Origin of the sequence: Streptomyces sp. DSM 15324, assembly GCF_001514285.1 — a bacterium.
Lineage (GTDB): Bacteria > Actinomycetota > Actinomycetes > Streptomycetales > Streptomycetaceae > Streptomyces.
Window position 1 is genome coordinate 297,919 of sequence record NZ_KQ949029.1, and the last position, 26,445, is coordinate 324,363.

Genomic DNA, 26,445 nt, shown 5'->3' on the forward strand with positions numbered 1-26,445 from the left:
CGGCTGCCGGGCGTCCGGTCGGGGCGCACGGCGTCCGTGTCGAACCGGGTCGGCCCGTCACCGCTGCGGTGCGGGCTCCAGGCGGACGATCACGCTCTTCGACGTGGGGGTGTTGCTGATGTCGGCGACGCTGTCGAGGGGGACCAGGACGTTGGTCTCGGGGTAGTAGGCGGCGGCCGAGCCGCGGGGGGTCGGGTAGGCGATGGCACGGAAGCCGTCGGCGCGGCGTTCGGAGCCGTCGGTCCAGACGCTGACGAGATCGACGAGGCTGCCGTCGTCGAGGCCGAGGTCGGTGAGGTCGGCGCGGTTGACCAGGACGACGCGCCGGCCGCCCTTGATGCCCCGGTAGCGGTCGTCCATCGCGTAGGGGATCGTGTTCCACTGGTCGTGCGAGCGCAGGGTCTGCAAAACCAGGTGGCCCTCGGGCGCCCGGAGCATGGTGAAGTCGTTGGCGGTGAAGACGGCCTTGCCGGTCGGGGTGCGGAACACCTTGTCGTTGACCGGGTTGGGCAGACGGAAGCCTCCCGGGCGCCGTACCCGCTCGTTGAAGTCGTGGAAGCCGTCGACGACCCGGGCGATGCGGTCGCGGACGAGGTCGTAGTCGGCTTCGAAGTCCGCCCAGGGGATGTCCGCTCCGCTCTCCCGGCCCTTCAGCGTCCTGCGGGCCAGGCGACTGATGATGGACACCTCGCTCAGCAGGTGCGGGGAGGCGGGGGCGAGGCGGCCGCGGGTCGTGTGCACCTCGCTCATCGAGTCCTCGACCGTCATGAACTGCTCTCCGCCGCCCTGGACGTCCCGGTCGCTGCGGCCGAGCGTGGGCAGGATCAGGGCGGTGCGTCCGCACACCGTGTGCGAGCGGTTGAGCTTCGTCGAGATGTGCGCGGTCAGACGGCAGGTGCGCAGGGCGCGCTCGGTGGCGTCGCTGTCGGGCGAGGCTCGTACGAAGTTGCCGGCGACGCCGACGAAGAGCTTGGCCCGTCCGTCGAGCATGGCCCGGATGGAGTCGACGGAGTCCAGTCCGTGCCGGGTCGGAGCGGTGAAGCGGAACTCCTCCCCCAGCCGGTCCAGGAACACCTGCGGCATCCGCTCCCAGATCCCCATGGTGCGGTCGCCCTGAACGTTGCTGTGCCCGCGCACCGGGCAGACGCCCGCCGCGGGCCGGCCGATGTTGCCGCGCAGGAGCAGGAAGTTCACGACCTCGCGGATGGTCGGCACGCCGTGCTTGTGCTGGGTCAGCCCCATCGCCCAGCAGACGATGACGCTGCGGCTGGCCAGCACCCTCTCGTGGACCTGCTCGATCTCGTCCGTGGTCAGACCGGTGGCCTCCAGGACCGCGTCCCAGGACGTCTGGCGGATGTGCTCGGCGAAGGCGTCGTACCCGGTGGTGTGCGCCTCGATGAAGTCACGGTCCAGGACGGTGCCGGGCTCCTTGTCCTCCGCCTCCAGCAGCAGCAGGTTGAGGGCCTGGAACAGCGCCAGGTCGCCCCCGGGCCGTATCTGCAGGTACTGGTCGGCGATGTCCGTGCCGCGGCCGATGATCCCGCGTGCCTTCTGCGGGTGCTTGAAGCGCAGCAGTCCCGCCTCGGGCAGCGGGTTGACGGCGACGACACGGCCGCCGCGGCGCTTGGTCTCCTCCAGTGCGGACAGCATGCGCGGGTGGTTCGTGCCGGGGTTCTGTCCCACGACGAAGACCAGGTCGCAGTCGTAGAGGTCGTCGAGGCCGACGCTGCCCTTGCCGATGCCCAGGGTCTCGCCGAGGGCCGAGCCGCTGGACTCGTGGCACATGTTGGAGCAGTCGGGGAGGTTGTTGGTGCCGAAGGCCCGGGCGAAGAGCTGGAGCAGGAAGGCCGGCTCGTTCGCGAGCCTCCCCGAGGTGTAGAAGAGGGCCTCGTCCGGGTGGTCCAGGGCGCGCAGCTCCTCGGCGAGCAGGTCCAGCGCCTCGTCCCAGCCGATCGGCTCGTAGTGGGTCGCCCCCTCGCGCAGGACCATCGGTTCGGTGAGCCGGCCCTGCTGGTTGAGCCAGTAGTCGGACCTGCGGCTCAGCTCGTCGACGGAGTGCTGCCGGAAGAAGTCGGCGTTCACCCGCCGGGAGGTGGCCTCGTCGGCGATGTGCTTGGCGCCGTTCTCGCAGTACTCGTTGCGGTGTCGCTTGTCCGGCGCGGGCTCCGGCCAGGCGCAGCCCGGGCAGTCGAAGCCCTTGGCCTGGTTGATGGCGAGCAGGGTCAGCGCGGTGCGCTTCGGCGAGGTCTGGCCGAGGGCGTACCGGAGCGCGTGCGCGACCGCGGGAGCACCGGTCGCCCAGGTCTTGGGAGCCGACACCGACACCTCGGTCCCGTCCGGTTCGTCCGTGTCCCGCATCGCTCACCACGCCCTTTCCGTCCAGGGCGGCGAGGTTGCTCACCGGCGTCCGGCGTGTCCGGCCCGCGGCGGGGTGACCCGCGCGTCCTCGGACCCGCACGGGCGCGGTCGACCCCGCCCACCGTTCGGGCACACTCTCCGCCCCGGCGCCGGGGCCGGTCAAAGCGGAAGTTCCTATCGGCTGACAGGCCGCACCGATCAGCGCAGCGTGCTCCGCGCCGTACGGCCGGAAGGGGGATCATGTGAGGCGTGCTGCTGCGCCAACTCGAGTACCTCGTCGCCCTCGCCCGGGCCCGCCACTTCGCGAAGGCTGCTCAGGCCTGCCACGTCTCCCAGCCGACCCTGTCCGAGGGCATCCGGAAGCTGGAGGACGAGTTGGGCATCCCGCTGGTGCGGCGCGGGCGCAGGTTCGACGGCCTCACGCCCGAGGGTGAGCGGGTCGTCCTGTGGGCGCAGCGCATCCTCGCCGACCGCGACGCCATGCACAGCGAGATCCAGGCGCTGCGGGCGGGGGTGAGCGGGCGGCTGCGCATCGGCACCGTCCCGACCGCCTCCACCGCGGTCGCGCTGCTGACCCAGCCGTTCTGCGCCGCCAACCCGCTGGCCACGGTCCAGGTCTTCGCCGACCTCCGGGCCGAGGACATCGTGAACCGGCTCCGGGCGTACGAACTCGACGCCGCCGTGACCTACCACCGCTCCGTCGCCTCGCACGACTTCACCTTCGTTCCGCTCTACCAGGAACGCCATGTGCTGCTGACGCAGCGGGCGACGCCCGACTCGCAGCCCGCCCGGATCTCCTGGGCCGAGGCCGCCCAGTACCCGTTGTGCCTGCTGCACCCGATGATGCAGGGCCGGCAGGTCCTCGACGCGGTGTTCGAGGCCGTGGGCGTCTCCGTGACGCCCCGGATCGAGACCGATTCGATCGCCTCGCTCTTCGCGCAGGTCCGAACCGGTCAGTGGGCCAGCATCGTGCCGCACGCCTGGCTCCATGTCTTCGGCGTCCCCGCGGGCATGCACGCCGTCCCGCTGGTCCGCCCCGAGCGTACCGAGCGCGTCGGCCTGGTCCTGCCGGCCCGCGAACCGGTCTCCGTCATCGGGCGGGCCCTGATCGACGCGGTGGGACAGACCGACATCGCGGCCACCCTCGAAGGCCCGCCCCATGAGGCCACCGCCCCCACCGGACCGCCGACGCGACCCTGAGCGCTTCGGCGGCCTCGGCAGGGGTCTGTTGTCCTACGCTAGGCCTCGATGTCGAGCGCCGTGCCGTACAGGCGGTCCACCTTCAGCCGGACGACCACCCTGCGTTCGGCGACCAGTTGCTCCAGGAACCCGGCTTCGTCCTCGGGCCTCGCGGCCTGCGGGATCATCGCGAGCAGTTCCTGCCCGACCGCGTCGCCGGGAGTTGTCGTGGGCTCGGAGACCTCCGCCTCGCCCTCCGCGACGGCGAACGACCACACGTCACCGCCCGGCACGTGCAGAGCCGCGCGCGGATCGCGTCGCAGGTGCCCGGTTTTGGCCCGGTCGGCCGTCGTCGAGAAGCGCACGACGCGGGCTTCGGGGTCCCAGCTGTACGCCATGGTGGTCAGATGGGGATGGCCGCTGCGCCGGAGGGAGGCGAGCGTGCCGAACTGCTGCCGGCCGAGCAGGGCGGAGAGGGCTTCGTCGGACAGTGCGCGGGGCGCTGGGCGCTGAGTCATGCACTGATCAACACCCTTGGCCGTCGCGGTATTTCATCCCTGCCGGTTCGGTTCGGTTCGTCGACGCCGACGCCCCGGTGGCCCCGCCCCTGGAGCGGTCGGGGCAGGGCCACGGTCAGCGGTCCGCGACGGTGCGGGCCGCGACGGTCCGGTTCAGAGCCTGACGGCGGCGGAGCAGTTCCCGATCCCCGTCCGGCAGATCCGGACGGACCACAGCGAGCGGGCTCCCGTCACATACTGGTCGGCGGAGCTGCAGACCATGTCGCCGTACCACCGCCAACTGGTGTCGTCCGTGTCCTTCACCTGGAAGCGCGCGCAGTGCCCGTCGGTGAGCGGGTCGTGCGCGTGGAGCGACCAGTCGCCGTTGCCGACGTAGGTGACCGTGCCGGCGGCGCCGGTCGTACTCAGGCTGTACGTCTGGGCCTGGGCGGGTACGGCCCAGAGGCCGACGACCGCGGTGGCGGCCGATACGGCGACCACCGCAAGCCTTTTCGGCAGCACCGAAGCCCGCGTTCTGCGGTTCACCGTGCATTCCCCCTTCTGGGACTGTCCGTTGGGCGAGTGGCGGATCTGGTGGGCCCTGCCACGCACAGCGCGCGGTCGACGGCCGTCAGGGGCAGGAGGCGGTTCCCTGGTCCTGGACGTGCGCGTCCGCGTTGTCCCCGACCTTCACCCAGAGCGCCGTCTTGCCCCGCCGGTCGTAGGTGCGCGTGAAGTCGCGCTGCCCGGTGCGGACGAACTTGACCTTGTAACACCAGCCGGCGTCCACGCGGAACGCGTCCCAGTCCTGGTTGTACGGCGTGTGGCCGCCGCGTGCCGTGAGGTTCATGGTCTTCTGGCTCACCCCGTCGGACGAGCATCTGGGCTCGGTGGCCGTCGAGTCACCCGTGCTGTCGTCCGCCCGGCACCAGTTGAAGACGGCCGTGACCCCGTAGGCGCTGTCGTTCACCGTCGTCGAGCACAGGCCGAGCGTGCAGCCCGTGCCCGCCTGTGCGGTCGGTGCCGCCCCCAGGACAGCGGCGGCGCCGAGCGCGCCGACGACGACGAGCGAGCGGACCCGCCCGGTGCCGAACCGCTGGGCCATCATGTCTTTCACGTGCATGTTCTTGCCTTCCCTGACCGGTGGCGACCACCCGGGACGCGACCGTCCGTGCTTGGTGACGCCACACTGGACCATCGACCTTGCGCAAACCTTGCCGCGCAGGCCGGGCGATGCCCCGGTCAGGGAATCAGCACCAGCCTCCCGCGCACCCCGCCCTCCGCCAGACGGGCGTGCGCCTTGGCCGTCTCCTCCAGGGGAAAGGTCTCCGCGACCCGCAGCGTCAGCGCGCCCCCATCCACCAGCGCCACCAGCTCGCTCAGTCGCGCTCCGTCGGGCGGTGACCGCGACGGCCGAGGTCCGCACCCCGCGCACCGGCGCCGGGTGCGCCCCGGGCCGGACGCCCACGTACCCGCCCCCGTCGCGGAGCCACTCCAGGGCCGGCTCACCGAGCACCGCAGCGTCCAGCACGGCGTCGACGCCGGCCGCGCCGCCCGTGCCGGACGTGAAGGGCGCGGCCCCCAGGGACCGTACGAATTCCTCGTCGCCCGGCCTGGCCAGCGCGGTCACCGCGATCACCCGCCGGGCGGCGAGTTGGAGGCGAAGCCGCCGACCGCGCCCGCCGCGCCGGTGACCAGGAGCGAGTGCCCCTCGCTCAACTCCCCGTACGGTCACCCCGTCCGTCCCGGTCCGCGTCGACTACGAACTGACGCCGCTGGGCCGCAGCCTGGCCGTCCTGCCGACCGCGGTGAAGGACTGGGCGGAGACCCACATCGAGGAGGTCCACGAGGCACGGGAGCGCTACGACACCGGCCGCCAGGACGGGTAGCGACCGGCCGAGGGCGCGGCCAGGGGCCGAGGGCGGGGCGGGCCATGGGAGGCACGGGCGTGCGCGGGGCGGGCGGGGGGCGGGCGGGGGGGCGGGGGGGCGGGCACGAGCCCAGCACTGCGCGGGCGCGGAGCGAGCACGGGTCGGGCACGGGGCGAGCACGAGCCGGGCGCGGGCTGGGCGCGGGGCAGGCAAGAGCCGGGCGCGGGGCAGGCACGGCCGCAGCACGGGCCGGGCGCGGGGCGAGGACAGGCCGGGCGCGGGCCGAGCGCAGGCCAGGCGCGGGACAGGCCCAGGGCGGGCGGGGGGGCGGGCACGAGCCGGGGCACCGGGCAAGCACGAGGAAGCACGAGCCGGGCCCGGTGTCGTGGTGTCAGCGCGGATGGCTCCGAACCTCAGATGCCCCCCTGCCTGCCCGGCCGTGGCGGGGAGTGGCTTCTCGGGCGCGGCCGGCGCGATGAGCTGAATGCCGCGCCCGCGGCTCATCGACAGACCGCAGTCGACCCACCGCGCCGACGCCGACCCGGCCGAGGCGCCGGACCGCGGTCAGGACCGCAAGCCGGTCCGCGACGGTCCGACCGGCCCGAGCCGCCGGACATCCGTGCAGGCCGGCGGCCGGCGGCGCGAGGCCGCCCCCGTCACGGCGTTGACGCTGCTCGCCGTGAGGTCAGCGGGCGTTCTCGTGGTGCGTCGCGGCCGCCGCCGGTCGGGGCGCCGCAGCCGTGTTCCCGGCGGCCGCGCGGGCGCGGGCGTCCGGGAGGGTGAAGGCGAAGGCAGCGGTCGCCGCCGCGACGGCGGCCAGGGCGAGGTAGGCGTACTGGTAGGCGGCGACCGGCGGATCGGCCACGGCCCCCGCGGGGCTGCCGAGGACGAGGGCGGTGGTCACCGCGACCGGCGCCAGGGCTCCTCCGGTCTGCCGGACGACGGTGTTCAGCGTGGACGCCTGGGCCAGGTCCTGCCGGTCGACGTTCGCGAGCGAGGCCACCGTCGTGGGCATGAAGACCCCGCCCATGGCGATGCCCAGCAGGAACATGTAGGCCCGGAAGGTCCACAGACTGGTGTCCTCGTCGCAGGTGGCGAAGAGCAGGAGGACCACACTGACGCCGGCCAGCCCGCAGCCGACGATGATCCGCGGGCCCACTCGCGCGTAGAGGACCCCGGCGACCTGGACGGTCAGCAGGACCCCGAAGGCCTCGGGGAAGGTGCTGGTGCCGGACTCCAGCGCGGAGCGGCCCTGGGCCTGTTGGAGGAAGAGCGGGCCGAGGTACATCGCGCCGAGGATCGGGATCAGGCCGATCAGGTTGATCAGGTTGGTGTCGCGGAAGAGCCGGTCCGCGAAGAGCCGGAGCCTCAGGAGCGGTTCGGTCACGCGCAGTTGGTGGACGACCGTGGCGGCGAGCAGGAGCGCGCCGAGAACCAGGGAGACGACCACCGGCACGGAGGCCCAGCCACGGCTGGGCCCCTCGGAGATCCCGAACATCGCGGCACCCAGTCCGGCGGCGCTCAGCAGCAGGCCGGGCAGGTCGAACCGGCCGGGCAGCCGGCCGCGGTGCTCGGCCAGGAAGAGCATGCCGAACACGACGACGGGCAGCCCCACCGGCACGTTGACGTAGAACACCCACCGCCAGGACAGATGGTCGACGAGGAGGCCGCCCAGGATGGGGGCGGCGGCCGGGGCCATCTGCTGCGGGATGATCATGTAGCGGGAGATCCGCACCTGGTCGGAGGCGTTGAAGGTCGCGAAGAGCAGGGCGGCGGAGGCCGGGAACAGGACGCCGGCGGACAACCCCTGCACGGCGCGGAAGGCCACCAGCCGGGCGAGGTCGGCGGCCATGCCGCACAGCAGGGACGAGCCGAGGAAGACGGTGAGCGCGGTGAGCAGGACGCGCTTTCCGCCGAAGCGTTCGACGAGCCAGGCGGAGGCCGGGATCGTCATGGCCAGACACACCGGGTAGACCACGACCACCCCGTCGAGGGCGGCCGTGGTCAGCCCGAACTGCCGCGCGATGGAGGGCAGGGCGACCGTCGTGATCGCGCCGTCGACGATGGCGATGAAGGTCACGCTGACACACATCACGGGGACGACGAGGCGCTGGCTGAACCGGGAGGACCGGGCCGAGCCGAGCGAAGGGGAGGAACGGAAGGAACGGGAGGAACGGGAGGAACGGAGGGGCGTGCGGGAGCGACGCGGGGACAGCTGCACATACTGAGCATACTCACTATGTCAGTGCTCATAGAATCGGGTTTCCGGTGGAACGCGCGACGGGGAGCGACACATGGCAGTGCAGGGCAGCAGCGACGTCCTGGTCGACGAGCTGTACGAGACGACGCAGCAGCTGCGCCGGTTCGTGGAGCACCGCCTGCGGGCCGGCGGCGCCTCGGTCGCCCGGCTGCGGGCCATGCGGATGCTCGCGCGCGCCGAGCGGCCCCTGCGGATGCGGGACCTGAGCGAGATGACGGGCGTCGCGGCGCGCACCGCGACGAGCATCGTCGACAGCCTGGAGCGGGACGGCCTGGTCGAGCGGGTCCGCCACCCCGACGACCGCCGCGCCTTCCTCCTCCGGCTGACCGACGACGGGCTGCGGTGCCATCGCGAGGCCGAGGAGGTGGACCGTCTGGCGCTCGCGGAGGCGACGGCCGGTCTCACCCCGGAGGACCGCGAGCGGTTCCGGACTCTCCTGGCGGTCGTCCGCGAGGCCACGACCGACCGGGACCGGCCCGACCGGGACAAGGCCGGCCAGGACAAGGCCGGCCCGCCTGCCCAAAGCATGCGACCGTGACGCACGAGGAGTCCGGCCCTGCTGTTCCCAGCCTCTGGCGGGACCGTGACTTCCGCAGGCTCTGGGTGGGCCAGACGGCCTCCCAGCTCGGCGAACACACCGGTCTGGTGGTCGTGCCGCCCTTCGCCGTCCTGACGCTGGACGCCGGTGCCGGCCAGTTGGGCGCGCTGCGGGCCGTGGGACAGGCTCCGATCCTGCTGCTGTCGCTCTTCGCGGGCGCGTGGGTGGACAGGCGGCGCACCCGTGCCGTGATGGTGCTGACGGACGCGGGCCGGGCCCTGGCGCTGGGCGCCGCCGCCGTGGCGGGCCTCCTCGGCAGCCTGGTCATGCCGGTGCTGTTCGTCGTCGCCTTCGCCCTCGGGGCCCTGTCGGTGTTCTTCGACGTGGCCTACCAGGCGTCCCTGGTACGGCTGGTGAAGCGCGATCAGCTCGTACCGGGCAACAGCGCGCTCGAAGGCAGCCGGTCCGCGGCGCAGATCGGCGGTCCCGCGCTCGGCGGCGCGCTGGTGTCCGTGCTGTCGGCGCCGATCGCCGCCGTTTCCAGCGCGTCGTTCTTCGCGCTGTCGTTCCTCACGATACGGCGGATCGGTCGCCGCGAATCCGTCCCGGCGCACGCGGAACGCCGCGAGCACAAAGGCTCCCCCCGGGTCCGGCGGCGGATCCACGCCGGGCTCCGTTTCGTCGCCGGTGACACCTCGCTCCGGGCGGTGTGTCTCGCGTCCGCCGCCTTCCAGCTCTTCTTCGCCGCCGCGATGACCGTCTATCTGCTGTTCCTGCCGCGGGACCTGCACCTCTCGGGCACCGCCGTGGGGCTGGCCCTCGCGGCGACGGGGCCGGGGGCGCTCCTGGGTGCCCTGCTGGCCGCCCGCCTGCCGAGCCGCTTCGGGCACGGCCGAGTGCTCGTCGGGGCGGCGGTGGTCGGCGACGGCGCGTTCCTGTGCGTGCCCGCGCTGCACGGCTCCTCCGCGGCGACGATCACCGCGCTCTGTGCGGTCAACCTCGTCTTCGGAACCTTCGGCCAGCTGGTGAACGTCACGGTGATGGCCGTCCGACAGGCCATGACGCCCGACGGGATGCAGGGCCGCGTGGCCGCGACGATCACTTTCGCCGGCATGGGGCTGACTCCACTCGGCTCGCTCCTCGGCGGCTTCCTGGCGCAGGCGTGGGGGACGCGCACGAGCCTCCTGGTGACGGCCGCCGGCATGCTGCTGTCGCCGGCCCTGATGGCCCTCTCTCCCCTCGCCCGCCTGGGACGGACGCTCCCCGCCCCCGCGTAGCCCGCGGTCACCGCCGAAGCGAGGCCCCGGCACCGCCCGCTCGCCCGCGCGCGGGCATCCGACCCGCCGGAGAAAAATCGCTTTATGCTAATTTTTACCTATCCGGCGGACACGCTGTCTGTCCTATCTCATGAGAGGTGCGATGCAGGACCTCGGGGCTGGGCCGCACGGTCCCGGGAACCATCGTCCGGCGTGTGCCGGAGTCAGCGAGCTGCGTGAGACGCATGAACGCCACTTCGTCCTCTTCCTCGGCTTCGCCGTTCGACATGGTCAGCGGAGCCCTGGCGGATTACATCCCGAGGGCCGGAGCGACGGCGGCCGCGGGTCACGCCGGTTCCCCGGGCGAGGCTGACGTGCGTCCGCCCCGGGGCAGCGGCGCGGAGCCCGACGACCGGGAACAGATCCTCGGGGCGGTCAACCTCGACCGGGATCTGAGGATCACCAGCTGCAATGTGGACGCCGCCCCTTTCGCCGGGGTGAGGGTCGTGCCGGGGGAACCCTTCGCGAATCTGCTGCCTCCCGGGGACGTACCGACGGTGACCCGGCGCCTGCAGCGGGTCCTCGACACCGGCGAGGCGCACGTCGCCCGCGTCCAGCGCCTGCGGCGCAGCGACGGGTCGGAGCTGGTGGTGTCGATGAGCATCCTGCCGGCCGCGACACCGCGGGAGGGTCTGACCGTCTCACTGATCGCCATGGCCAAGCGGCTGCACCTGTATGCCTCCGCCGCCGCGATCGGGACGTCCCTCGACATCGGGGAGACCGCGCAGTCCCTGGCCCAGTCCCTGCTGGCCTGGGGGGACGTCGCGGCCGTCGACCTGGACTACGCCGTGTGGACGGGTGAGGCGGTCACCGAGCAGGCACAGGACCGCATCCGGCTGCGCCGGGCCGCCCTGGTGCCGGACCGGGCCTGGCCCGAGGGGTACCTGACCCCCGGGGACAATCTTCCCCAGGAGGCGAGCCGGCTGCTGGCCGGCGCGGTCATGCGGGACGACGTACCGCAGGCCATCGTCGTCCGTGACCGCGAGGCGATCGAGCGGGCACTCGGCGACCGACGGCTGGTGCGCGCCCTGGTGCCCGGCGACCAGCCGGTGAGCGTCGCGTGCATTCCGCTCATCGTCGAGGGGCAGCAGGGCGCCCCGGGCCCGATCGTGCTGGGCGTGACGGAGGTCTGGCGCCGGCCGGAACGCCCCTTCCGCGAGGGTGAGCTGCTCGACCTCCAGGAACTCGTGGCCAAGACCGCCCGCCATGTGGACCTGGCCCGCCAGCACCAGCGGGAGCACGCCCAGGTCCTGGCACTGCAACGCCGGCTGCTGCCGCGGGTCGGCAGCGAGACCATCGAGGTCGCCAGTGTGTACGAGCCCACCACTCCCGACAGTGCGGGCGTCGGCGGTGACTGGGTGAACAGTTTCCCGCTGCCGGGCGACCGGACCGCACTGGTGGTCGGTGACGTCGTGGGCCACGGCCTCGGGGCCGCGGCGGCCATGGGCCAGCTGAGCATGGAGGCCCGTGCGCTGCTGTCGGCGGGGCTGGGCCCCGGCGAGGTGCTGGAGCGGCTGGACGAGACGGTCACGCTGCTGGACGACACCGACGCGGGCCTGGCGGCCGGGTACAGCGCGCTGGGCTCGACGTGCTGCATCGCGGTCTACGACCCCGTCGACCACCGGGTGGTGATGTCCAACGCCGGTCACCTCCCCCCTGTCCTCGTCCATCCCGACGGGTCCGCCAAGGCCGTGGCGGCCCAGCCGCACCCGGCGCTGGGCGCCGAGTTCGCCGTACGGGAACCCTTCGACGTGCACGAGTTCGCCGCGCCGCCCGGCTCGCTCCTCGTCCTCTACACCGACGGCCTGGTCGAGGATCCGTCCACCTCGATCGACGACGGCATCGGCCGGCTGACGGACGTGGTCCGTGAGGTGCATCCCTGGGACGATCTCCAGCGGGCCGCCCGTCGTGTGGTCGCCCGGCTGGCCCCGCCGGAACCCCTGCGCGACGACGTGACCCTGCTGCTGGCCCGGATGACCGGCCGCCGCGGCCGGGACAGCGCCACCTGGCGCCTGTCCGCCCGCGACACCACCGCGGCCCGCGCCCGCGCCCTGGCCTCCCCCGTGCTGCGGGGATGGCACACCGGCGGCCAGGCCCGGGACAACGCGCTGCTGGTGATCAGCGAACTGGTCACCAACGCCGTCCTGTTCGGCACCGGGCCCGTCACCCTGCGCCTGGTGCGGGCCGGGCACCGGCTCACCTGCGAGGTCGGCGACAGCGGCAACGGCCGCCCACGCCTGCACCGCGGTGGGCTGCTCGACGACCGGGGGCGGGGGCTCCACGTCGTCCACAAGCTGACCACCCGCTGGGGCGTGCGGTGGACCGAGACCGGCAAGGCGGTCTGGGCCGAACTGGAGGTCTAGCCCGTGCCGGAGTGAGGGTGGGTGCCCCGGCTACAGCCACTCCCCCTCCACGGCCGTGGCCGTCAGTCCGGGTGCGGCCGCGTACAGCACCGTGCGGCTGCCGGACTTCTGGCCGGCCTCGTGGGCGCGGCACAGGATGTCGAGCACGGCCGCGCCGCCGCGGTTGCCCGTGAGGTAGCTGTCCCGGCTGTAGGCGAGAAGGCCCGCCGGCCATCCTTCGGGCATCGTCTGCTCCATGTACTCCAGCACCCTCGTCCCACCGGGATGTGCGAGCAGCAGGTCGGGATGCCACCCCTGTCGGTCGTCCTGATGGCGTACGCGCAACCACCTCCACATCGCGGCGACCGTCTCCTGAACGGCACGCGGTCCACGGCGGTCCATCACGAAGTGCGTGCCGTCGGTCCGGGTCTCCAGCCGGTGCAGGTCCATGGTGCCGGGCAGGGTGTGGTGCCACACCGCGTCCAGTCTCAGGACCGACTCCGGTGCGGGGCGCCCGGTGACCACCACGGCGACGGCGGTGTCGGCGAACAGCAGCCGCACGATCAGCGATTCCAGGGTCTCGTCGGCAGGTTGGTACGTGGTGCTCAGCGCCTCCGCGATCACCACCAGCACCACGCGGTCGGGGTCCGTCGCGACCAGATCGGCCGCGAGTGCGAGCGATCGGGTACCGGCGATGCAGGCCCACTGGGTGGCCGGGAGCAGCAGGACGTCGCGGCGCAGCGGAAGGCGGTTGAGCAGGGAGAGGTCGAGCCCCGGGAGGGCCGGGGTGGTGGAGTGACTGGTGATCAGACAGTCGACGTCGGCGGCGTCCAGTCCGGCGACGTCGAGAGCTGCGCGCGCCGCGCGTTCGCCGTACTCCTGCACGGCCGCCCAGGCCGGCGCGGTGCGCTCCTGGACCGTCTGCGGTGCGGGTATCGCCTCCAGTGCGGCGATGGCGCGGTTCACCTCCTCGTCGCCGAAGCCGCCGCGGGCCAGTGCCTCACGAGCCGCGCCCGCTCCGGGGGTTCGCAGGCCGCTTCCACCGCTGGGCGCGGAGGCCGACTCCAGCGGCAGCATCCAGGCCCGTGAGGTGATCCCGGTGCTCGCGGCGATGCCGTCCATCCTCGGCAGCCACGGCGCCTGCGGGTGCCGGGCCCGGACCTCCGCCAGGATCTGGCCGGTCTTCACGACATGCTCGCCTTGCACCACGGCAGGAGGACACAGGTAGGCGCCCATAGCACGCATCTTTCTCGGGGAACCCCTGGACGACGTCCAGTGTCTGAAACCTGCCTGATGCGGCATACCGGGGTCAAGATGCTTTCATCGCAATCCACTTCGCATTCCGCCTGTCTTTGTCCATATCGCTAGAGAACGGGACCGTGCGGAGGCGGTGCGGCGGCACAGGTCGGGTCCAGTGCGGGGAGTCGGCCGGTGCGCAGGTAGGCGTTGACCTGGTCGTCGACGCAGGCGTTGCCGTACTCGCCGTAGAGGCCGTGCTGGCGGGCGTGTTCGACGGTCAGGAGCCGCGAGCTCGGCCACCGCTCGCGCATGGCCCGGGCGCCGGAGTAGACGGTGCGGGGGTCGCCGGTCGCGGCGAGGAGCAGGGCCGGGACGTCGTTGTCGAGCACGGTCGGTGCCTCGGCGGGCGGCGCCCAGAACTCGCAGGGGGTGATGTCGTTCGCCAGCGGGCCGGCGAGCGGGAACCGCCGGCGCGACTGTTCGACCGCGCGCCAGTAGCTGCCGACACCGCGCCGCTCGGCCACGTCGCCGCAGAGTATCGCCGTCATCTGGCTGGAGGAGGCCGAGCCCGCCGAGGTCAGCAGGAACTCCAGTTGCCGGGCCAGTCCTTGGTCCGGCTCGACCGGCTGCCGGTCGGCGGCACGGGCCAGGAGGCGTACGGTCCGGGCCAGGTCGGCGCGCCGCTCGTCGAGATCGCTGCCGAGGCCGCCGATGAAGAGGGCGGGGAGCACGTGCTCGTCCAGCCGGTAGGTCTCCCCCACCCGCAACGGCTCCCGGGCTGCGGCGTCGAGGATGTGGTCCACGGTCGCGAGCACCTCTGCGCGCGTGGCGCCCAGCCCGTAGGTGGTGTGGCGTGCGGCGGTCCAGGAGGCCCAGGCGCGCAGGGCCGCCTCGTTGACCGCCTCGGCGCCGCGCAGCAGGGTCTGGTTGTAGCGCTCGGGGGGACTGACGCCGTCGAGCACCACGCGGTCGGTGCGGCCGGGGAAGAGCTGGGTGTAGACCTCGCCGAGGTAACTGCCGTAGGAGTAGCCGAGGTAGGAGAGGGTGTCCGCGCCGAGGGCGGCGCGGATGACGTCCATGTCGCGGGCGGTGTTGCGGGTGGTGACGTACGGCAGCACGTCACCCTGGGTGCGGGTGCAGCGCTCGGCCAGGTCGCGGGCGAGGCTGACCTCCCCCTGGTACGCCGCCCGGTGGGAACCGGCCGAGCGGAGGAAGGCGGAGCCGAGGTTCCAGCCGCAGTCGAGCGGGGTGCTGCGGCCGACGAAGCGCGGGTCCATGCCGATCAGGTCGTAGCGGGCGGCGACCTCGCCCATCGCGTCGGCGGTGGTGAGCGGCATGGGGAGGCTGGGGCCGGCCGGTCCGCCGTCGTTGAGGAACAGCGGGCCCGAGCGGTGGGCCGTGTCGGTCGCCTTCCGGCGGGAGACGGCGACGCTGATCGTACGGCCGCCGGGGTCGGTGTAGTCGAGGGGCACGGTGACGTCGGCGCAGTCGGCGCCCGCGGCGTCCAGCTCGCGGCCGGTCTCGTCGTCGGGGCCGAGTGCGCAGGCGTGCCAGTCGAGGTGCTGGGTGTGGAAGCGGGCGAGCGGGTCCGGGCCGGCGGCGGTGGCTGTCGTGGCCGCCGCCGCGGCGGTGGGCGCGACGGCCGAGGCGGCGAGCAGCATCGCGCACACCGCGAGCGTCCTGGGTCGTCGTCGAAACGGTGAAGTCGGCATGTGATCAACGCTAGGGCGGCTCGTGGCCCGGCAGGGTCCGGCAACCCCCCTGAAAGACACCGGGGTTCTCCCCGGGATATCCCTGGGCCGGCGTTGTCGTGGATGGCCGCTGGTGCAGATCACGCACGGGAGTCCGCCGGGCCGGGGCTCGGCGACTCCCGTGCGGCAGGGTCACCCTCGGCGTGCGCCTCCGGCGTCCGTGCGGTGTCGATGGTGCGGGGCAGGGGCCTGTGCGCGACGGTGAGGGCGGCTGTGGGCGACCACCGTCAGGACGGCCAGGACGGCCACGCCCGCCGCCTCGACGTACACGGTCGGACGGACCAGTTCCGCGTCCATCGACTCGACGAAGCCGAAGAGCCCCGTGGTGAGGCTGAGCACCAGGGCGCCCAGGGTCCCCGCGGTGAAGAGGGCGGTCACGGCGGCTACCGGCGCCAGCCGGCGTACGGGGGTGCCCAGCAGCGCCAGGGCGAGCAGGAGGCCGACGACGCCGTTGAGCAGGAAGAGCGGCCCGATGGTGTCGAGGCCCCGGTAGCCCTCGGCCCACAGGCGCAGATGGATCGCTGCCATGGCCGCCGTCAGCCCCGCGCCGGCCAGGCGCAGGACGAGCGTCGCGGCGGTCCGTTCAGTAGCCATTGTTCGTAGGGGTGTTGTCGTTGGTGCTGGTCGACGCCGGGGTTCCGCCGACCGTGATGTGCGTCTTCATGCCGAGGTCCTTGTGTCCGTCGACGGGGCAGAACACCTGGTACGTGCCGGACCTCAGCGTCACCGTGAGGGTCGTGGACTGTCCGGGCTCCAGGGTCGTGCCGCGGTTGTCGCCGCCAGGGCCGTCCAGCTCCAGGGCGTGCTCGTGGTGCCCCATGTTCTGCGCGGTGAAGGTGTACCGGCCGGGGTGGTACTTCTGCGTCGAGAGCTGGATGTGGAAGTCGGTCAGCTTCGCCGTGACCGGGGTCCCGGAGGCCCCGGCCATCGACGGGGCGGGTGCGGTGGTCGTACCGGAACCGCTGCTGCCGCCGCTGCTGCCGCCGCCTCCGCAGGCGGCGAGCAGGGCGGTCAGCCCGCCGGCGGCCACACCGAGGAGCACGCGGTTACGGGTGTGCGGGATGGTCATGAATCGGTCCTCCGGATCGTCCCCCTGCTCCCCCTGCAAGGGGTACGGCCGCGGCGGGCGGAGGGATTGCGGAGCGCCCGGGGGGAGAATGGAGGGGAGCGCAATCCCTTCCGGGCGTCGGAACGTATTCCTGATATGTGGCGCATGGCCCTCTCCTTCGGACGGGTGCCCGACGAGGCACTGCTCACCGGCCTGACCACGGGCGATCCGGAGCTGGCCGTGGCGTTCGTGCGCCGTTTCCAGAGCACCGTCTACGGCGTGGCCCTCGCCGTCCTGGCCGACACCCAGCTCGCCGAGGACGTCGCCCAGCAGACCTTCGAGCGGGCCTGGCGGCACGCGCAGGTGTACGACCCCCGGCGGGGCTCCGTACGGTCCTGGCTGACGACGATCGCGCACAACCTGGCGATCGACGCGGTACGGGCCCGGCGGGCGAAGCCGGTCGCGCCGGAGGACCTGGACACGCTGCTCGACGTCGTGACCGAGACGCCCGAGCGGCGGGCGGTGGCGGACGACAACGCGGAGCGGGTCCGGCGCGCGGTGGCCGAGCTGCCCCGGGAGCAGGCGCGGGCCCTGGTGATGGCAGGCATCTACGGGATGACGGCCGGGGAGGTGGCGGACACCGAGCACATTCCACTGGGCACGGCGAAGACACGGATCCGGACCGGCACACGCAAGGTGCGCGCCCTTCTCGAGACGGAGGAGAAGCGGTGAGCGGCATGGAGTGCGAGCGGCTGCGGGAGCAGGGCGCCGAGCTGGCGCTCGGGGTCCTGCCGGCCCGTGAGCGGGCCGAGGCGGTCGCCCACCTGGACCGTTGCCCGGACTGCCGGGAGCACGTCGAACGGCTGACGGTGGTCGGCGACGGTCTGCTCGCCCTGCTGCCGGAGGCCGAGCCGCCGGTCGGCTTCGAGAGCCGGGTCGTAAGGGCCCTGGGCGCGGCCCCGGCACCGAAGCGGAGGCCCCGCAGACAGCGGCTGCGGCTGGCGGCGGCCGCGGTCGCCGCGACCGTGGCCTGCGGTTTCGGCGGCTGGGCGGTCGGCACGGTGATCGAGGGCGCGCCGGCACCGGTCGCCCGGCGGGCGGACGGCGGTCTGCGCGAGGCCGCCCTGGTGTCCGGCGGCCATGAGGTGGGCCGCTTCTTCGCTCATGGCGGTGACCGGAGCTGGGTGTACATGTCCGTCGAGTTCCCGGGGACCGACCGGGGCCCGGTGCGGTGTCTGCTGGTGCGCGCCGACGGGTCGACGGTCCCGGTGGGTTCGTTCCCGCTCAAGGACGGTTACGGGTACTGGGGGGCGCCGGCCCCGGTCGACCCGACGAGCACGACCGGCGCCCGCCTGGTGGGCCCGGACGGAACGGTCCTGGCCACGGCACGCTTCTCGGCGTGAGGCTCGCCGCGTCCATCCCGGAACGATCGCCGTCGGTCGAGGGCATCGTGGAAGTCCGCGTCCAGGGCAGCCCCGCACTCCGGTCGGTGGCGGGACGTACTCGGGGTGTCGACAGGGGGCGCTGCGGCCGGGCCGCGTCTCGGGCCGGCCGTGCCGCAGTCTGGGTGGGGTCGTGGGGGACGACAACGGCTGTGTTCGTTGGACGGCCGGTGCCTTGAGCGGGCCGCCCGCACACACCGCTGGAGTTGCCCGAGAGCACCACATGGGTCACCGGGCACGAGGCGGGTCACCCCGGCACCGACCGCCTCCACGACGCCCGCGCCCTCCTGTCCGAGCACGATCGGGGGCGCTCCCGCTCCGGCGTGTGACACCGCCGCGGTGATCTTCATGAGACGGCGGCCTCCGGGTCGTACTCGTAGATCCAGCCGTTCTCCCTGAGCGGGTCGGCCTGTGCGTACTGCAGGTCGCGTGCCCGCTGCTCGGGGCCGTCCGGCAGGTGGTTGACGTGCGACCTGCCGTGCGACACCTGTTGCAGGCGGGCCGTGCGGCTGCGGCGCCGTTCCTCGTAGCGGCTCAGCGCGGCGGTCGGGTGGTCCGGGTCGGCCGCGAGGCACAGGGCCAGGACGGCGGCGTCCTCGATCGCCTGGGCGGCGCCCTGCGCGAAGAACGGGAACATGGGGTGGGCCGCGTCGCCGAGCAGGGTCGCGTTGCCGCGGTTCCAGCGGTCGAGGGGCTCGCGGTCGAGCAGGGCCCAGCGCCCCGGCGTCTCGGCCGCCCTGATCAGCTCCACCAGCCGGGGGTCCCAGCCGGCGAACTCGGCGAGCCCTCTGAAAGCACGTCACGACGGCTCGCCCTCCGCGCTCCCGGCACGTCGTAGGCGAGGAAGCGCTCGCGGTCGTGGACGTCGCCGACCGGCCCGTGCACGATCACGCAGTCGGGGAGCATGAGCGCACGCTGCGCGTCGTCCCCTTGGGTGATCGCGACGAGCCACGCCGCCTCGGCCCGGGCGAGGGTGTCCGGCCCCCGCACGTCGTCCGTACCGCTCGACGCCGGCTGGGTGGTGGCGGTCATGGTGTGTCTCCTGTCCGGGTGGGTCGTGTGATCGTGGTGCGGGGCCGGCGTCGCCCGAGCGGTCAGTCGCCGAGGGTGTGCGGGTCGTCGTCGAGCCGGTTCTCCCCCGGCCCACCGCGCCCGCCGGCGAGGGTGAGTGCCGCGGCCACGAGAGCGGCCACGCCGCCGAGCACGTACGCGTGGGAGTAACTGGTGCTGAGGGCCTGGAACGCGACGTCCTTGAGCGGGTTGAAGGGAATGACCCGGCCGTCCGGCGAAGTGACGTTCGCTGCAACCGAGTTGGCGCCGAGCGGGCCCGAGGCAACGGCGTGCACCGCGGCCTCCAGTTGCGGTCTCTGCTCCGCGGGGGCATGGGCCGGAAGCCGCGTACGCCTTGCTCAGGCCGGGACTGTCGGCCACCTCGCGGCCCATCTGCTTGGCGGCCTGGCCGAGCGCGACGGCGCCCGCGATCGCGGGGCCGAAGGCGAAACCCGAGGTCCCGGAAGGTGCTCATGGCGCCGCTCGCCATGCCGGCGAGGTGGTGGGGCAGCGAGTTGACCGCGACGGCGCTCATGGCGGCGAAGGCGAGTCCCGAGCCGGTACCCGCGAGGATCAGCGGGCCGACGATGGAGCCCAACGCGCGCTTACTCGCGGGGACTTGGGCGAACCACAGCCCTGCGACGCCGATCAGGCCGAGGCCGACGAAGAAAGCACGAAACCGATGTCTCCGAAGAACAGGTAGGCGACGGAGCTCTTCAGAGGGCTGAACCCCTGGATGGTGGTGAGGCGAATGCTGGTGGAGTACATGATGGCGAGGAAGCCGAACATGCCGATCAGGGTGACCGCCGAGTTGACGGCGAACGCCCGGTTCCTGAACGCGCTCAGGAGGAGGAGCGGTTGGGCGGCGCGGCCCTCCGCGAGGACGAACAGCACGAGGAAGACGCCCGCGGCGAGGAACGCGATGACGATCTGCGGGCTCCCCCAGCCGCTCTCGGGGCCCTGGATCACCGCGTAGAGCAGAGCGAACAGTCCTAGCGCGGCGGTGATCTGCCCCGGCCAGTCCAGGGAACGGCCCTCGGGCGCGGCGAGTTCTGGGCGAGGGCCGGCGACATGGGATGAACAAGCCGTCCCGCTCTCACGGCGTTGCCGCACGCTCGGCGGACACTCCGACTCGCCCCCTCGCAGCCCCGGGAGGAGGACGGCACAGGCCGGCCGCCCCGGCCGGGAACCCGTCCCGCGCCGGCCGCCTCCAGGCGCGGCAGGGCCTGACCGAACACGGGCGTCCATCCGCGAGCGTCAGCCGCGCCTCCTACCGGTTCACGGACACGGCACGCGGCCGTGGCCGGATCCGCGTCGCCTCGGCCGCCTGCGTCCTCCACGGCGAGGAGCCCGCGGACGGGGACGCCAGGTGGCGAGGCCGCAGCCGTCACGCCGAGGGGCCGTGGTGCCGCGTCGAGCCGCCGAGTGGGACCCCGTGCGCGAGTGCCGTCAGTGACTCAGCAGGTCGCGGAATCCGGTGAGCAGGGCGCGCAGCCCGAGGTCGAAGGCCAAGGTGGCGCGGCTGCGGTCGGCGGGGGTCTGGTCGAGTACGGCGCTGAGGTGTGGAGCCGTGTCGCGGGCGACGTCGGAGACCATCACGGGCGGCGCCACCAGGTCGAGGGCGGAGCCGAGGACGAAGCTCTCCAGTGCGGTGATCAGTGGCATGACCTCCTTCGCGGCGAAACCCGCGTCCAGGAGCAGCTCGGCGACCTTCTCGTACATCGCGTGCATGAAGGGTTCGGCCAGTGGGGCGGTGGCGAGCAGGGGAACCGCCCCCGGGTGGGCGGCGAAGGCAGCGAGGTAGGAGCGGGCCCAGCCCTCCAGGGCCTTCTCCCAGGGCTGTGACCAGTCCTGGTCGCTTCCGGTCGTCAGGGCCAGTTCCTCGCGCATCAGCGAGATGATGTCGTCGCGGCCGGCGACGTGGTGGTAGAGCGCGGACGGGGCGACACCCAGGGCCTTGGCCAGGGCCGGGATGGAGAGGGCGCCCTGCGCGTCGGCCAGGCGCAGTGCCGCGGCACCGATGCGCCGACGGTCCAGCAGAGGTGTGCGCGGCCGTCCCACGGTGGCTCCTCGTCCTTCAGTGCCGTAACCCAGAAGTTACCGAATGGCATTCAGTAAAACTCTTCCCAGTCGCCTGGGCGAGGCCTACATTACCCGAAACCGAATGCCTTTCAGTTAGGCAGCCGGCCGGAGGAAAGGCACGCCTCACGCCATGCACGCCGACATCGTCTTCACCGGAGGGACCGTCCGGACCGGGCTCGCGGACGCTCCCGTCCACGACGCCCTTGCCGTCACCGACGGCCGGATCACCGCCCTCGGCTCAGCGGCGCAGGCTGCCCGGGGACCGCGCACCACCGTCGTCGACCTGGCCGGCGGGGCCCTGCTGCCGGCGTTCGGCGACGGACATGTACACCCCGTGATGGGCGGACTGGGGCTGGCCGGGGTTCCCGTCCGGGACCGCACGAGCGTCGAGGAGATCGTCGAGGTCGTACGAGACTGGGCCGCCGAACACCCGCAGACGCAGTGGATCACCGGTGACGGCTTCGACCCGTGGCTCGCCCCCGACGGCCGTTTCGACGCCCGGTGGCTGGACACCGTCGTACCCGACCGTCCCGTCGTCCTGCGCACCATGGACCACCACACCGCCTGGGTGAACAGCGAGGCCCTGCGCCGGGTCGGTTACACCGCCCGAACGCCGGACCCGGTGGGCGGGGAGATCCTGCGCCGGGACGGATCGACCGAGCCGCTGGGCACCCTGCGCGAGTTCGGCGCCCTCGGCCCGGTGCTCGCCCTCATCCCCACCGCCTCCCACGAGGTGCAGGTGGCAGCGCTGCGTGAGGCCGCCGCCCGGTTCGCCGCGGCCGGCGTGACCTGGGTGCAGGACGCCTGGGTCGAACCGCACCAGGCCGACGTCTGGGTCACCGCGGCGACCACCGGGCCGGGGCTTCCGGTACGAGCCGACCTCGCCTTCGTCCTGAAACCCGAGGGCTGGCGCGAGCGCATCCTCCGGTTCACTGCGGACCGGGACAAGGTGGAGCGCTCCGCTCCCGGGCTGCTGACCGCGCGGAGTGTGAAGTTCTTCGCCGACGGCGTCATCGAGGCCGGCACCGCCGCCCTCCTCGAGCCCTACAGCGACTGCCCGCACTCGCACGGCATCGCCACCTGGTCCCCCGAGGAGCTCGCCGAGGCCGTCACCGCCGTCGACGCGCTCGGCTTCCGCGCGCACGTCCACGCCATCGGCGACGGCGGGGTCCGGATGGCGCTGGACGCGATCGAGGCCGCAGCCCGCACCAACGGCGCCCGCGACCGCCGTCCGGTCATCGCCCACGCCCAGCTGATCGACCCCGCCGACCTGGCCCGGTTCGCCGCCCTCGGCGTGGTCGCCAACCTCCAGCCGCTGTGGGCCCAGCCCGACCCCCTGATGACCGAGCTGACCCTGCCGAGGATCGGCCCGGAACGCGGCGGGCGGCAGTACCAGGTCGCCGCCCTGCTCGCCTCCGGTGCCCGGCTCTCGTTCGGCAGCGACTGGCCCGTCACCGCCCATGAACCACTGCGGGGCATCGCCGTCGCGGTGACCCGTCAGACGCCGGAGGGTGTTCCCGAGGGCGGCTGGCTCCCCGAGGAGCGGATCGACGTCGACACCGCTCTCGCCGCCTACTCCGCAGGATGCGCCCACCAGGCGTTCGAGGAGAAGGAATGGGGCGCGCTGCGCCCCGGAATGCGCGCCGATCTGGTGCATCTCGCCGCCGACCCGGCCGAGACAGCCCCCGGCGACCTCGCGCACCTCCCCGTCCTGGGCACCTGGCTCGCCGGCCGGCGTACCCACCCCGCCCCGACTCCCCGCGGCACGCGGGTCGGGAGACGATAGCCCCACGTCGTCCTCACGGCCGGGTCCGCGTCTCCCCGACATCTCGCTCATCCCACCCCGCTCCTCGACGACACACACTTTGCGGAGACCTCATGACCGAGCCCCTCGTCCCCACCGCTCCCCAGCAGCCCCCGTCGGCCGCCGGGGCCGATCAGAGCCCGCACCTCCAGCGCGGCAGTCTCGGTGTCGCCGACATCGTCTTCTTCGTCGTCGCCGCGGCCGCCCCGCTCACGGTCATGGCCGGCGTCGCTCCCCTCGCCATCCTCTTCGGCGGCATCGGCGCCCCGGTCGCCTATCTCGCCGTCGGAGTGCTGCTGGTTCTCTTCGCGGTCGGCTTCACCGCGATGACGCCGTACATCCGCAACGCCGGCGCCTTCTACGCGTACATCTCGCGGGGCCTCGGACGTCCGGCGGGGCTGGGGACGGCGTTCCTCGCCGTGTTCTCCTACAACTCCCTGCAGATCGGCCTCTTCGGCGCCTTCGGATTCTTCGCCTCCACCACCGCGAACGACCTCCTCGGCGTCGACCTGCCCTGGCCGGTGTACGCCTTCGCCGGGATCGCCGTCGTCTGGTTCCTGGGCTTCCGCTCCATCAACCTCGGCGCCAAGGTCCTGGCCGCCCTGCTGATCGCGGAGACCGCCATCCTGATGCTGCTCGCCGGGGCAGTCCTGGTCAAGGGCGGCGCGAGCGGTCTGGGCTTCGACTCCTTCGCCCCCTCGAACATCTTCGTCTCGGGGATGAGCGGCCCGCTCGGTCTCGCCGTCGCCGCGTTCATCGGCTTCGAGGCCACCGCCATCTACCGCGAGGAGGCTCGCGAGCCCGACCGCACCGTGCCCCGTGCCACCTACCTCGCGATCGGCTTCCTCGGCCTCTTCTACGCCTTCATCGCCTGGATCATCGTGCAGGCGTTCGGCAGCGACCAGGCCGTCGCCGTCGCCGCGAAGAACCCGGCGGAGATGTTCTTCACCGCCATGACCCAGTACGTCGGCGGCTGGGCGACCGACGTCCAGCGCGTCCTCATCGTCACCAGCGTGCTCGCCGCCCTGCTCGCCTTCCACAACGCCATCACCCGCTACGTCTACGCCCTGTCCGTCGAGAGCGTCGCCCCCGCGGCGCTGGGCCGGGTGCACCCCAGGCATGGCTCACCGTGGGTGGCCGGCATCGCCCAGAGCGTCCTGGCGGTCGTGGTCGTCGCCGTCTTCGCCTCGATCGGCGTCGACCCCTACACCAAGTTCTTCCTGTGGGTGAACACTCCCGGTGTGGTCGGCATCCTCGTCCTGCAGGCACTGGCGGCCTTCGCCGTGGTCTCCTTCTTCCGCCGCAACCGCGCCGAGCACGGCGAGGGACCCCTGCGCACTCTCCTCGCGCCCGCCACGGCCGGCGTCCTTCTCACCGCCGTCACCGTGCTGGTCTGCAAGCGCCTGGACCTGTTCACCGGCGCCGGCGCGACCGTCAACTGGACACTGATCGCCCTCGTCCCGGCGGTGTTCCTGGCCGGCATGGCCCGCGCCGCACTCATCCGCCGCACCCGGCCCGAGGTCTACGCCAAGCTCGCCACCACCGACGTCGACGCCACCTGACCGAGATGCGCACAGCGGCGGTCCCGTCGCCGGCCCCAGGCCGGAACCGGGGCCGCCCCGCAAGAGGGGCACCTGGTCCGAGCCCCAGCCCGATTCCCGGTTCGTCGTCGCTTCAGCACTTCGACGGGGCGGCGGGCCTGTTGTCGGAGTCGTTCGATGTCATCCGCCCCGCCCTGCCGGGGTCCGGCCTGACCGGCCCTCGGCCGGACCGCGACTACCGCGTCCCGACGTACGCCGCGACGAGGGGCGGGCTTCCTGGAGGCACTGGGGGTGTCCCGCTCCGCGGTGGCCCTGATTCCCTGGGCGGCACCATCGCGTGGAACCTCGCGCCGGGCCACCCGGAGCGGCTCACCGGCCTGATCCTGATCACTGCCACGGGGTATCCGGAGAAGGCGGTACCGGCCGGTATGCGCCTGGCCCGCAACCCGCTGCTGCGCCCCGTGTCGCGGCGCGTGATGCCTCGCGCCGCCATCGAGCGCACCCTGCGCTCCGCCGTCGGCCCCGCTCGACGATCCTCGACCATCAGTCCGGCCGCGTTCCGGTGCCGGGCGAGGACATCGAACATGCTGTGCGCAACGGTCCGCAGCGCCTGCTGCCAGCCAGCCCATCGCGTGGAATTTCTCGCCGTTCAGCTCCACGGCGCCGAACCTGCGGTCCACGACATGGGCGACCAGCGCCGCACGGTTGTCGAAGTGCCGGTACAGCGTCGCCGTGCGGAGCCCAGGCGCTGGGCCAGCGTGCGCATGGAGAGAGCGTCGGAGCCTTCCTCGTCCACGATCTGAGCAGCGGTGGCGACGATGCGCTCCAGCGGCACGGGCGGGCGCCCCGGAGAACGCCGCGCCGAACAGGAACACCGTAACCGGTATGACCATCACCGGCCGGGCGGTGGGCCGCCCCCCTTCAGCTCGGCCCGGGACGGGCGGGTTCAGAGGAAGGCGTGGCCTTCGCCGCGGTAGGTCGGGACCTCGTCGACGATGTCGGCGCCCGACACCAGATGGAGCGTGTTGACGCGTTCGCACAGTTCGCCCGCCTTGGCGTGGCGGAACCACACGTGCTCCCCCAGCCGCAGTCCGCGCGCCGAGCTGCCGAGGACCGGGGTCTGGACTTCGCCCGCCCCTTCCCGCGGGTTCATCCGCAGCCCGCGGGGCCAGCTCAGGGTGGGCTGCCGGTCGAGGCCCGGCGGGCCGGAGGCGATCCAGCCGCCGCCCAGCACCGTGGCGATCCCGGCACTCGGACGGCGTACGACGGGCATGACGAAGTAGGCGGCGGGCCGAGGGCGGAAGCGTCGGTAGAAGTCGAACAGCCCGGGCCCGTACAGGCCCGAGCCGGCGCCGATCTCGGTGATGACGTGTTCGGCGGCGGTCTGTTCGATGGAGCCCGTGCCCCCGCCGTTGACGAACTCCAGCGGAGTGACGGCCTGGACGGCGGCGACGGCGGCGGCACGCCGGTCGGCCAGCTCGTGGGCGGACAGACGCTGCATGGCGCGGATCGCGGCCCGCCTCAGGGGGGTTCCGGGCTGGTTGTCGCCGAGTCCGGCGATCTGGCCCTCGTAGGACATGACCCCGGCCAGGCGGAACCCGGCGCGGTCCTGGATGGCGCGGGCCAGTGCCGCGGCTTGCTGCGGGGTGTGCACCGGGGAGCGGTAGGGGCCCAGGTGGAGGCGGCCGCCGGCCAGTTCCAGCGAGGCGTCCAGGTCGAAGCAGACGCGGAGGGCGGGCCGGGAGGGGCCCACCGTCTCGTCGATGAGGTCCAGCTGACCGGTGGAGTCGATCATGAGGGTGATACGGGATGCCGCGCGCTCGTCGGCTGCGAGTCGTCTCAGCGCGGTGCGGTCCGTCGTCGGGTATCCGATGACCACGTCGGGGTGTTCCTCGGCCAGCCACAGGGCTTCGGGGAGGGTGAAGGCGAGGATGCCCCGGTATCCCGGCCGCTGGACGGCCCGGTGGATCAGCGCGCGGCTGCGGACCGACTTGCTGGCCAGGCGGATGGTGGCGCGGCCCGCGGCCCGGCGGGCCAGTTCCGTGGCGTTGGCCTCGAAGGCGTCGAGGTCCACCACGGCGAAGGGGGGATCGAGATGCTCGGTCGCCCTGGTCAGCTGGGCCATGC

25 protein-coding genes and 2 pseudogenes are annotated in these 26,445 nt (G+C 73.0%); 9 read left to right on the plus strand and 18 right to left on the minus strand.

Translation table 11 applies throughout. From position 1 onward, the window contains the following. Positions 1–57: 57 nt before the first annotated feature. Positions 58–2,358 (minus strand): FdhF/YdeP family oxidoreductase, encoded by a 2,301-nt coding sequence (locus AQJ58_RS23410; protein ID WP_067253068.1) that lies wholly within the window; start codon positions 2,356–2,358, stop codon positions 58–60. A gap of 249 nt (positions 2,359–2,607) precedes the next feature. Here AQJ58_RS23410 and AQJ58_RS23415 point away from each other — a divergent pair, with 249 nt between their 5' ends. Next, positions 2,608–3,558 carry a LysR family transcriptional regulator gene (locus AQJ58_RS23415; protein WP_067253070.1) on the plus strand — a complete coding sequence of 317 codons (951 nt, stop codon included), beginning with the start codon at positions 2,608–2,610 and terminating at the stop codon, positions 3,556–3,558. Positions 3,559–3,596: 38 nt separating this feature from the next. Here AQJ58_RS23415 and AQJ58_RS23420 read toward each other — a convergent pair whose 3' ends face one another. The 4 genes and pseudogenes from AQJ58_RS23420 to AQJ58_RS42730 all read right to left on the minus strand — a co-directional run. Beyond that, a complete protein-coding gene (locus AQJ58_RS23420) occupies positions 3,597–4,055 on the minus strand; it encodes a TIGR03618 family F420-dependent PPOX class oxidoreductase (RefSeq protein WP_067253072.1) in 459 nt (152 codons plus the stop codon). 153 nt (positions 4,056–4,208) lie between these two features. After that, positions 4,209–4,580: a hypothetical protein gene (locus tag AQJ58_RS23425; RefSeq protein WP_199844656.1), complete on the minus strand. Its 372-nt coding sequence runs from the start codon at positions 4,578–4,580 to the stop codon at positions 4,209–4,211. 85 nt (positions 4,581–4,665) lie between these two features. Next, a complete protein-coding gene (locus AQJ58_RS23430; RefSeq protein ID WP_067253076.1) occupies positions 4,666–5,157 on the minus strand; it encodes a hypothetical protein in 492 nt (163 codons plus the stop codon). A 119-nt stretch (positions 5,158–5,276) separates the two neighbouring features. Further along, positions 5,277–5,756, minus strand: a pseudogene (locus AQJ58_RS42730) (zinc-binding dehydrogenase); the annotation flags it as partial. 2 nt (positions 5,757–5,758) lie between these two features. Between AQJ58_RS42730 and AQJ58_RS42735 the strand changes: the two are divergent. After that, positions 5,759–5,923: pseudogene (locus AQJ58_RS42735) on the plus strand (winged helix-turn-helix transcriptional regulator); the annotation flags it as partial. A 667-nt stretch (positions 5,924–6,590) separates the two neighbouring features. Here AQJ58_RS42735 and AQJ58_RS23445 read toward each other — a convergent pair. Further along, entirely contained in the window at positions 6,591–7,997 is a 1,407-nt protein-coding gene (locus tag AQJ58_RS23445) for a DHA2 family efflux MFS transporter permease subunit (RefSeq protein ID WP_067253455.1), read from the minus strand. A gap of 202 nt (positions 7,998–8,199) precedes the next feature. Between AQJ58_RS23445 and AQJ58_RS23450 the strand changes: the two genes are divergently transcribed. From AQJ58_RS23450 to AQJ58_RS23460, 3 genes are all read left to right on the plus strand, one after another. Beyond that, complete coding sequence (locus AQJ58_RS23450) at positions 8,200–8,703, plus strand: MarR family winged helix-turn-helix transcriptional regulator (protein WP_079079133.1); 504 nt, start codon at positions 8,200–8,202, stop codon at positions 8,701–8,703. Next, positions 8,700–9,980: an MFS transporter gene (locus AQJ58_RS23455; RefSeq protein ID WP_067253078.1), complete on the plus strand. Its 1,281-nt coding sequence runs from the start codon at positions 8,700–8,702 to the stop codon at positions 9,978–9,980. Before AQJ58_RS23450 ends, AQJ58_RS23455 begins: the two co-directional genes overlap by 4 nt. A 224-nt stretch (positions 9,981–10,204) precedes the next feature. Then, positions 10,205–12,382, plus strand: a complete 2,178-nt coding sequence (locus AQJ58_RS23460) for a SpoIIE family protein phosphatase (protein ID WP_067253080.1) — start codon at positions 10,205–10,207, stop codon at positions 12,380–12,382. A 30-nt stretch (positions 12,383–12,412) separates the two neighbouring features. On the opposite strand, the gene AQJ58_RS23465 is transcribed toward AQJ58_RS23460, so the two are convergent. From AQJ58_RS23465 to AQJ58_RS23480, 4 genes are all read right to left on the minus strand, one after another. Further along, complete coding sequence (locus AQJ58_RS23465) at positions 12,413–13,597, minus strand: beta-ketoacyl-[acyl-carrier-protein] synthase family protein (RefSeq protein WP_067253084.1); 1,185 nt, start codon at positions 13,595–13,597, stop codon at positions 12,413–12,415. A gap of 128 nt (positions 13,598–13,725) precedes the next feature. Continuing rightward, a complete protein-coding gene (locus AQJ58_RS23470) occupies positions 13,726–15,312 on the minus strand; it encodes an alpha/beta hydrolase (protein ID WP_067253086.1) in 1,587 nt (528 codons plus the stop codon). Positions 15,313–15,483: 171 nt separating this feature from the next. Then, the gene (locus tag AQJ58_RS23475) at positions 15,484–15,945 is read right to left on the minus strand and encodes a hypothetical protein (RefSeq protein WP_067253088.1); all 462 of its coding nucleotides are present in this window, start codon (positions 15,943–15,945) and stop codon (positions 15,484–15,486) included. Next, a complete protein-coding gene (locus tag AQJ58_RS23480) occupies positions 15,935–16,420 on the minus strand; it encodes a hypothetical protein (RefSeq protein ID WP_067253090.1) in 486 nt (161 codons plus the stop codon). Before AQJ58_RS23480 ends, AQJ58_RS23475 begins: the two co-directional genes overlap by 11 nt. A 135-nt stretch (positions 16,421–16,555) precedes the next feature. Here AQJ58_RS23480 and AQJ58_RS23485 point away from each other — a divergent pair, with 135 nt between their 5' ends. Further along, complete coding sequence (locus AQJ58_RS23485; RefSeq protein ID WP_067253092.1) at positions 16,556–17,131, plus strand: RNA polymerase sigma factor; 576 nt, start codon at positions 16,556–16,558, stop codon at positions 17,129–17,131. A 5-nt stretch (positions 17,132–17,136) separates the two neighbouring features. After that, positions 17,137–17,802 carry a hypothetical protein gene (locus AQJ58_RS23490; RefSeq protein WP_067253457.1) on the plus strand — a complete coding sequence of 222 codons (666 nt, stop codon included), beginning with the start codon at positions 17,137–17,139 and terminating at the stop codon, positions 17,800–17,802. Here the strand turns inward: AQJ58_RS23490 and AQJ58_RS45970 are convergent. The 6 genes from AQJ58_RS45970 to AQJ58_RS23510 form a co-directional block, all read right to left on the minus strand. Next, positions 17,694–18,191, minus strand: a complete 498-nt coding sequence (locus tag AQJ58_RS45970) for an alcohol dehydrogenase catalytic domain-containing protein (RefSeq protein ID WP_420712177.1) — start codon at positions 18,189–18,191, stop codon at positions 17,694–17,696. The two genes, AQJ58_RS23490 and AQJ58_RS45970, sit on opposite strands and share 109 nt — an antisense overlap. Beyond that, a complete protein-coding gene (locus AQJ58_RS23495) occupies positions 18,188–18,592 on the minus strand; it encodes an FAD-dependent monooxygenase (RefSeq protein ID WP_234360249.1) in 405 nt (134 codons plus the stop codon). The genes AQJ58_RS45970 and AQJ58_RS23495 overlap by 4 nt, the downstream gene beginning before the upstream one ends. Beyond that, positions 18,583–18,873, minus strand: a complete 291-nt coding sequence (locus AQJ58_RS23500) for a hypothetical protein (protein ID WP_067253094.1) — start codon at positions 18,871–18,873, stop codon at positions 18,583–18,585. Before AQJ58_RS23500 ends, AQJ58_RS23495 begins: the two co-directional genes overlap by 10 nt. Positions 18,874–18,935: 62 nt before the next feature. Further along, positions 18,936–19,187: a hypothetical protein gene (locus tag AQJ58_RS44665; RefSeq protein WP_234360250.1), complete on the minus strand. Its 252-nt coding sequence runs from the start codon at positions 19,185–19,187 to the stop codon at positions 18,936–18,938. A 352-nt stretch (positions 19,188–19,539) separates the two neighbouring features. Further along, entirely contained in the window at positions 19,540–20,004 is a 465-nt protein-coding gene (locus AQJ58_RS44670) for an MFS transporter (RefSeq protein ID WP_234360251.1), read from the minus strand. 336 nt (positions 20,005–20,340) lie between these two features. Next, positions 20,341–20,952 (minus strand): TetR/AcrR family transcriptional regulator, encoded by a 612-nt coding sequence (locus AQJ58_RS23510; RefSeq protein WP_067253096.1) that lies wholly within the window; start codon positions 20,950–20,952, stop codon positions 20,341–20,343. A gap of 151 nt (positions 20,953–21,103) precedes the next feature. Here AQJ58_RS23510 and AQJ58_RS23515 point away from each other — a divergent pair, with 151 nt between their 5' ends. Together AQJ58_RS23515 and AQJ58_RS23520 are read left to right on the plus strand one after the other, a co-directional pair. After that, positions 21,104–22,759: an amidohydrolase gene (locus AQJ58_RS23515; RefSeq protein WP_067253097.1), complete on the plus strand. Its 1,656-nt coding sequence runs from the start codon at positions 21,104–21,106 to the stop codon at positions 22,757–22,759. A gap of 92 nt (positions 22,760–22,851) precedes the next feature. Next, on the plus strand, positions 22,852–24,339 hold the full coding sequence (locus tag AQJ58_RS23520) for an APC family permease (protein ID WP_067253100.1): 1,488 nt from the start codon (positions 22,852–22,854) through the stop codon (positions 24,337–24,339). A gap of 214 nt (positions 24,340–24,553) precedes the next feature. Here AQJ58_RS23520 and AQJ58_RS45975 read toward each other — a convergent pair whose 3' ends face one another. Then, positions 24,554–24,904 (minus strand): hypothetical protein, encoded by a 351-nt coding sequence (locus tag AQJ58_RS45975; protein ID WP_420712178.1) that lies wholly within the window; start codon positions 24,902–24,904, stop codon positions 24,554–24,556. A gap of 360 nt (positions 24,905–25,264) precedes the next feature. After that, entirely contained in the window at positions 25,265–26,443 is a 1,179-nt protein-coding gene (locus tag AQJ58_RS23530; protein ID WP_067253102.1) for an amino acid deaminase/aldolase, read from the minus strand. Positions 26,444–26,445 lie beyond the last annotated feature (2 nt).

What these genes read in the sequence shown, in the direction of transcription:
- AQJ58_RS23410 (WP_067253068.1), bottom strand. Translation starts at nt 2,358, where the DNA reads ATGCGGGACACGGACGAACCGGACGGGACCGAGGTGTCGGTGTCGGCT.
- AQJ58_RS23420 (WP_067253072.1), bottom strand. Translation starts at nt 4,055, where the DNA reads ATGACTCAGCGCCCAGCGCCCCGCGCACTGTCCGACGAAGCCCTCTCC.
- AQJ58_RS23430 (WP_067253076.1), bottom strand. Translation starts at nt 5,157, where the DNA reads ATGCACGTGAAAGACATGATGGCCCAGCGGTTCGGCACCGGGCGGGTC.
- AQJ58_RS23445 (WP_067253455.1), bottom strand. Translation starts at nt 7,997, where the DNA reads ATGTGTGTCAGCGTGACCTTCATCGCCATCGTCGACGGCGCGATCACG.
- AQJ58_RS23450 (WP_079079133.1), top strand. Translation starts at nt 8,200, where the DNA reads ATGGCAGTGCAGGGCAGCAGCGACGTCCTGGTCGACGAGCTGTACGAG.
- AQJ58_RS23460 (WP_067253080.1), top strand. Translation starts at nt 10,205, where the DNA reads ATGAACGCCACTTCGTCCTCTTCCTCGGCTTCGCCGTTCGACATGGTC.
- AQJ58_RS23465 (WP_067253084.1), bottom strand. Translation starts at nt 13,597, where the DNA reads ATGGGCGCCTACCTGTGTCCTCCTGCCGTGGTGCAAGGCGAGCATGTC.
- AQJ58_RS23470 (WP_067253086.1), bottom strand. Translation starts at nt 15,312, where the DNA reads ATGCCGACTTCACCGTTTCGACGACGACCCAGGACGCTCGCGGTGTGC.
- AQJ58_RS23475 (WP_067253088.1), bottom strand. Translation starts at nt 15,945, where the DNA reads ATGGCTACTGAACGGACCGCCGCGACGCTCGTCCTGCGCCTGGCCGGC.
- AQJ58_RS23480 (WP_067253090.1), bottom strand. Translation starts at nt 16,420, where the DNA reads ATGACCATCCCGCACACCCGTAACCGCGTGCTCCTCGGTGTGGCCGCC.
- AQJ58_RS23485 (WP_067253092.1), top strand. Translation starts at nt 16,556, where the DNA reads ATGTGGCGCATGGCCCTCTCCTTCGGACGGGTGCCCGACGAGGCACTG.
- AQJ58_RS23490 (WP_067253457.1), top strand. Translation starts at nt 17,137, where the DNA reads ATGGAGTGCGAGCGGCTGCGGGAGCAGGGCGCCGAGCTGGCGCTCGGG.
- AQJ58_RS45970 (WP_420712177.1), bottom strand. Translation starts at nt 18,191, where the DNA reads ATGAAGATCACCGCGGCGGTGTCACACGCCGGAGCGGGAGCGCCCCCG.
- AQJ58_RS23500 (WP_067253094.1), bottom strand. Translation starts at nt 18,873, where the DNA reads ATGACCGCCACCACCCAGCCGGCGTCGAGCGGTACGGACGACGTGCGG.
- AQJ58_RS23515 (WP_067253097.1), top strand. Translation starts at nt 21,104, where the DNA reads ATGCACGCCGACATCGTCTTCACCGGAGGGACCGTCCGGACCGGGCTC.
- AQJ58_RS23520 (WP_067253100.1), top strand. Translation starts at nt 22,852, where the DNA reads ATGACCGAGCCCCTCGTCCCCACCGCTCCCCAGCAGCCCCCGTCGGCC.
- AQJ58_RS45975 (WP_420712178.1), bottom strand. Translation starts at nt 24,904, where the DNA reads ATGTTCGATGTCCTCGCCCGGCACCGGAACGCGGCCGGACTGATGGTC.
- AQJ58_RS23530 (WP_067253102.1), bottom strand. Translation starts at nt 26,443, where the DNA reads ATGGCCCAGCTGACCAGGGCGACCGAGCATCTCGATCCCCCCTTCGCC.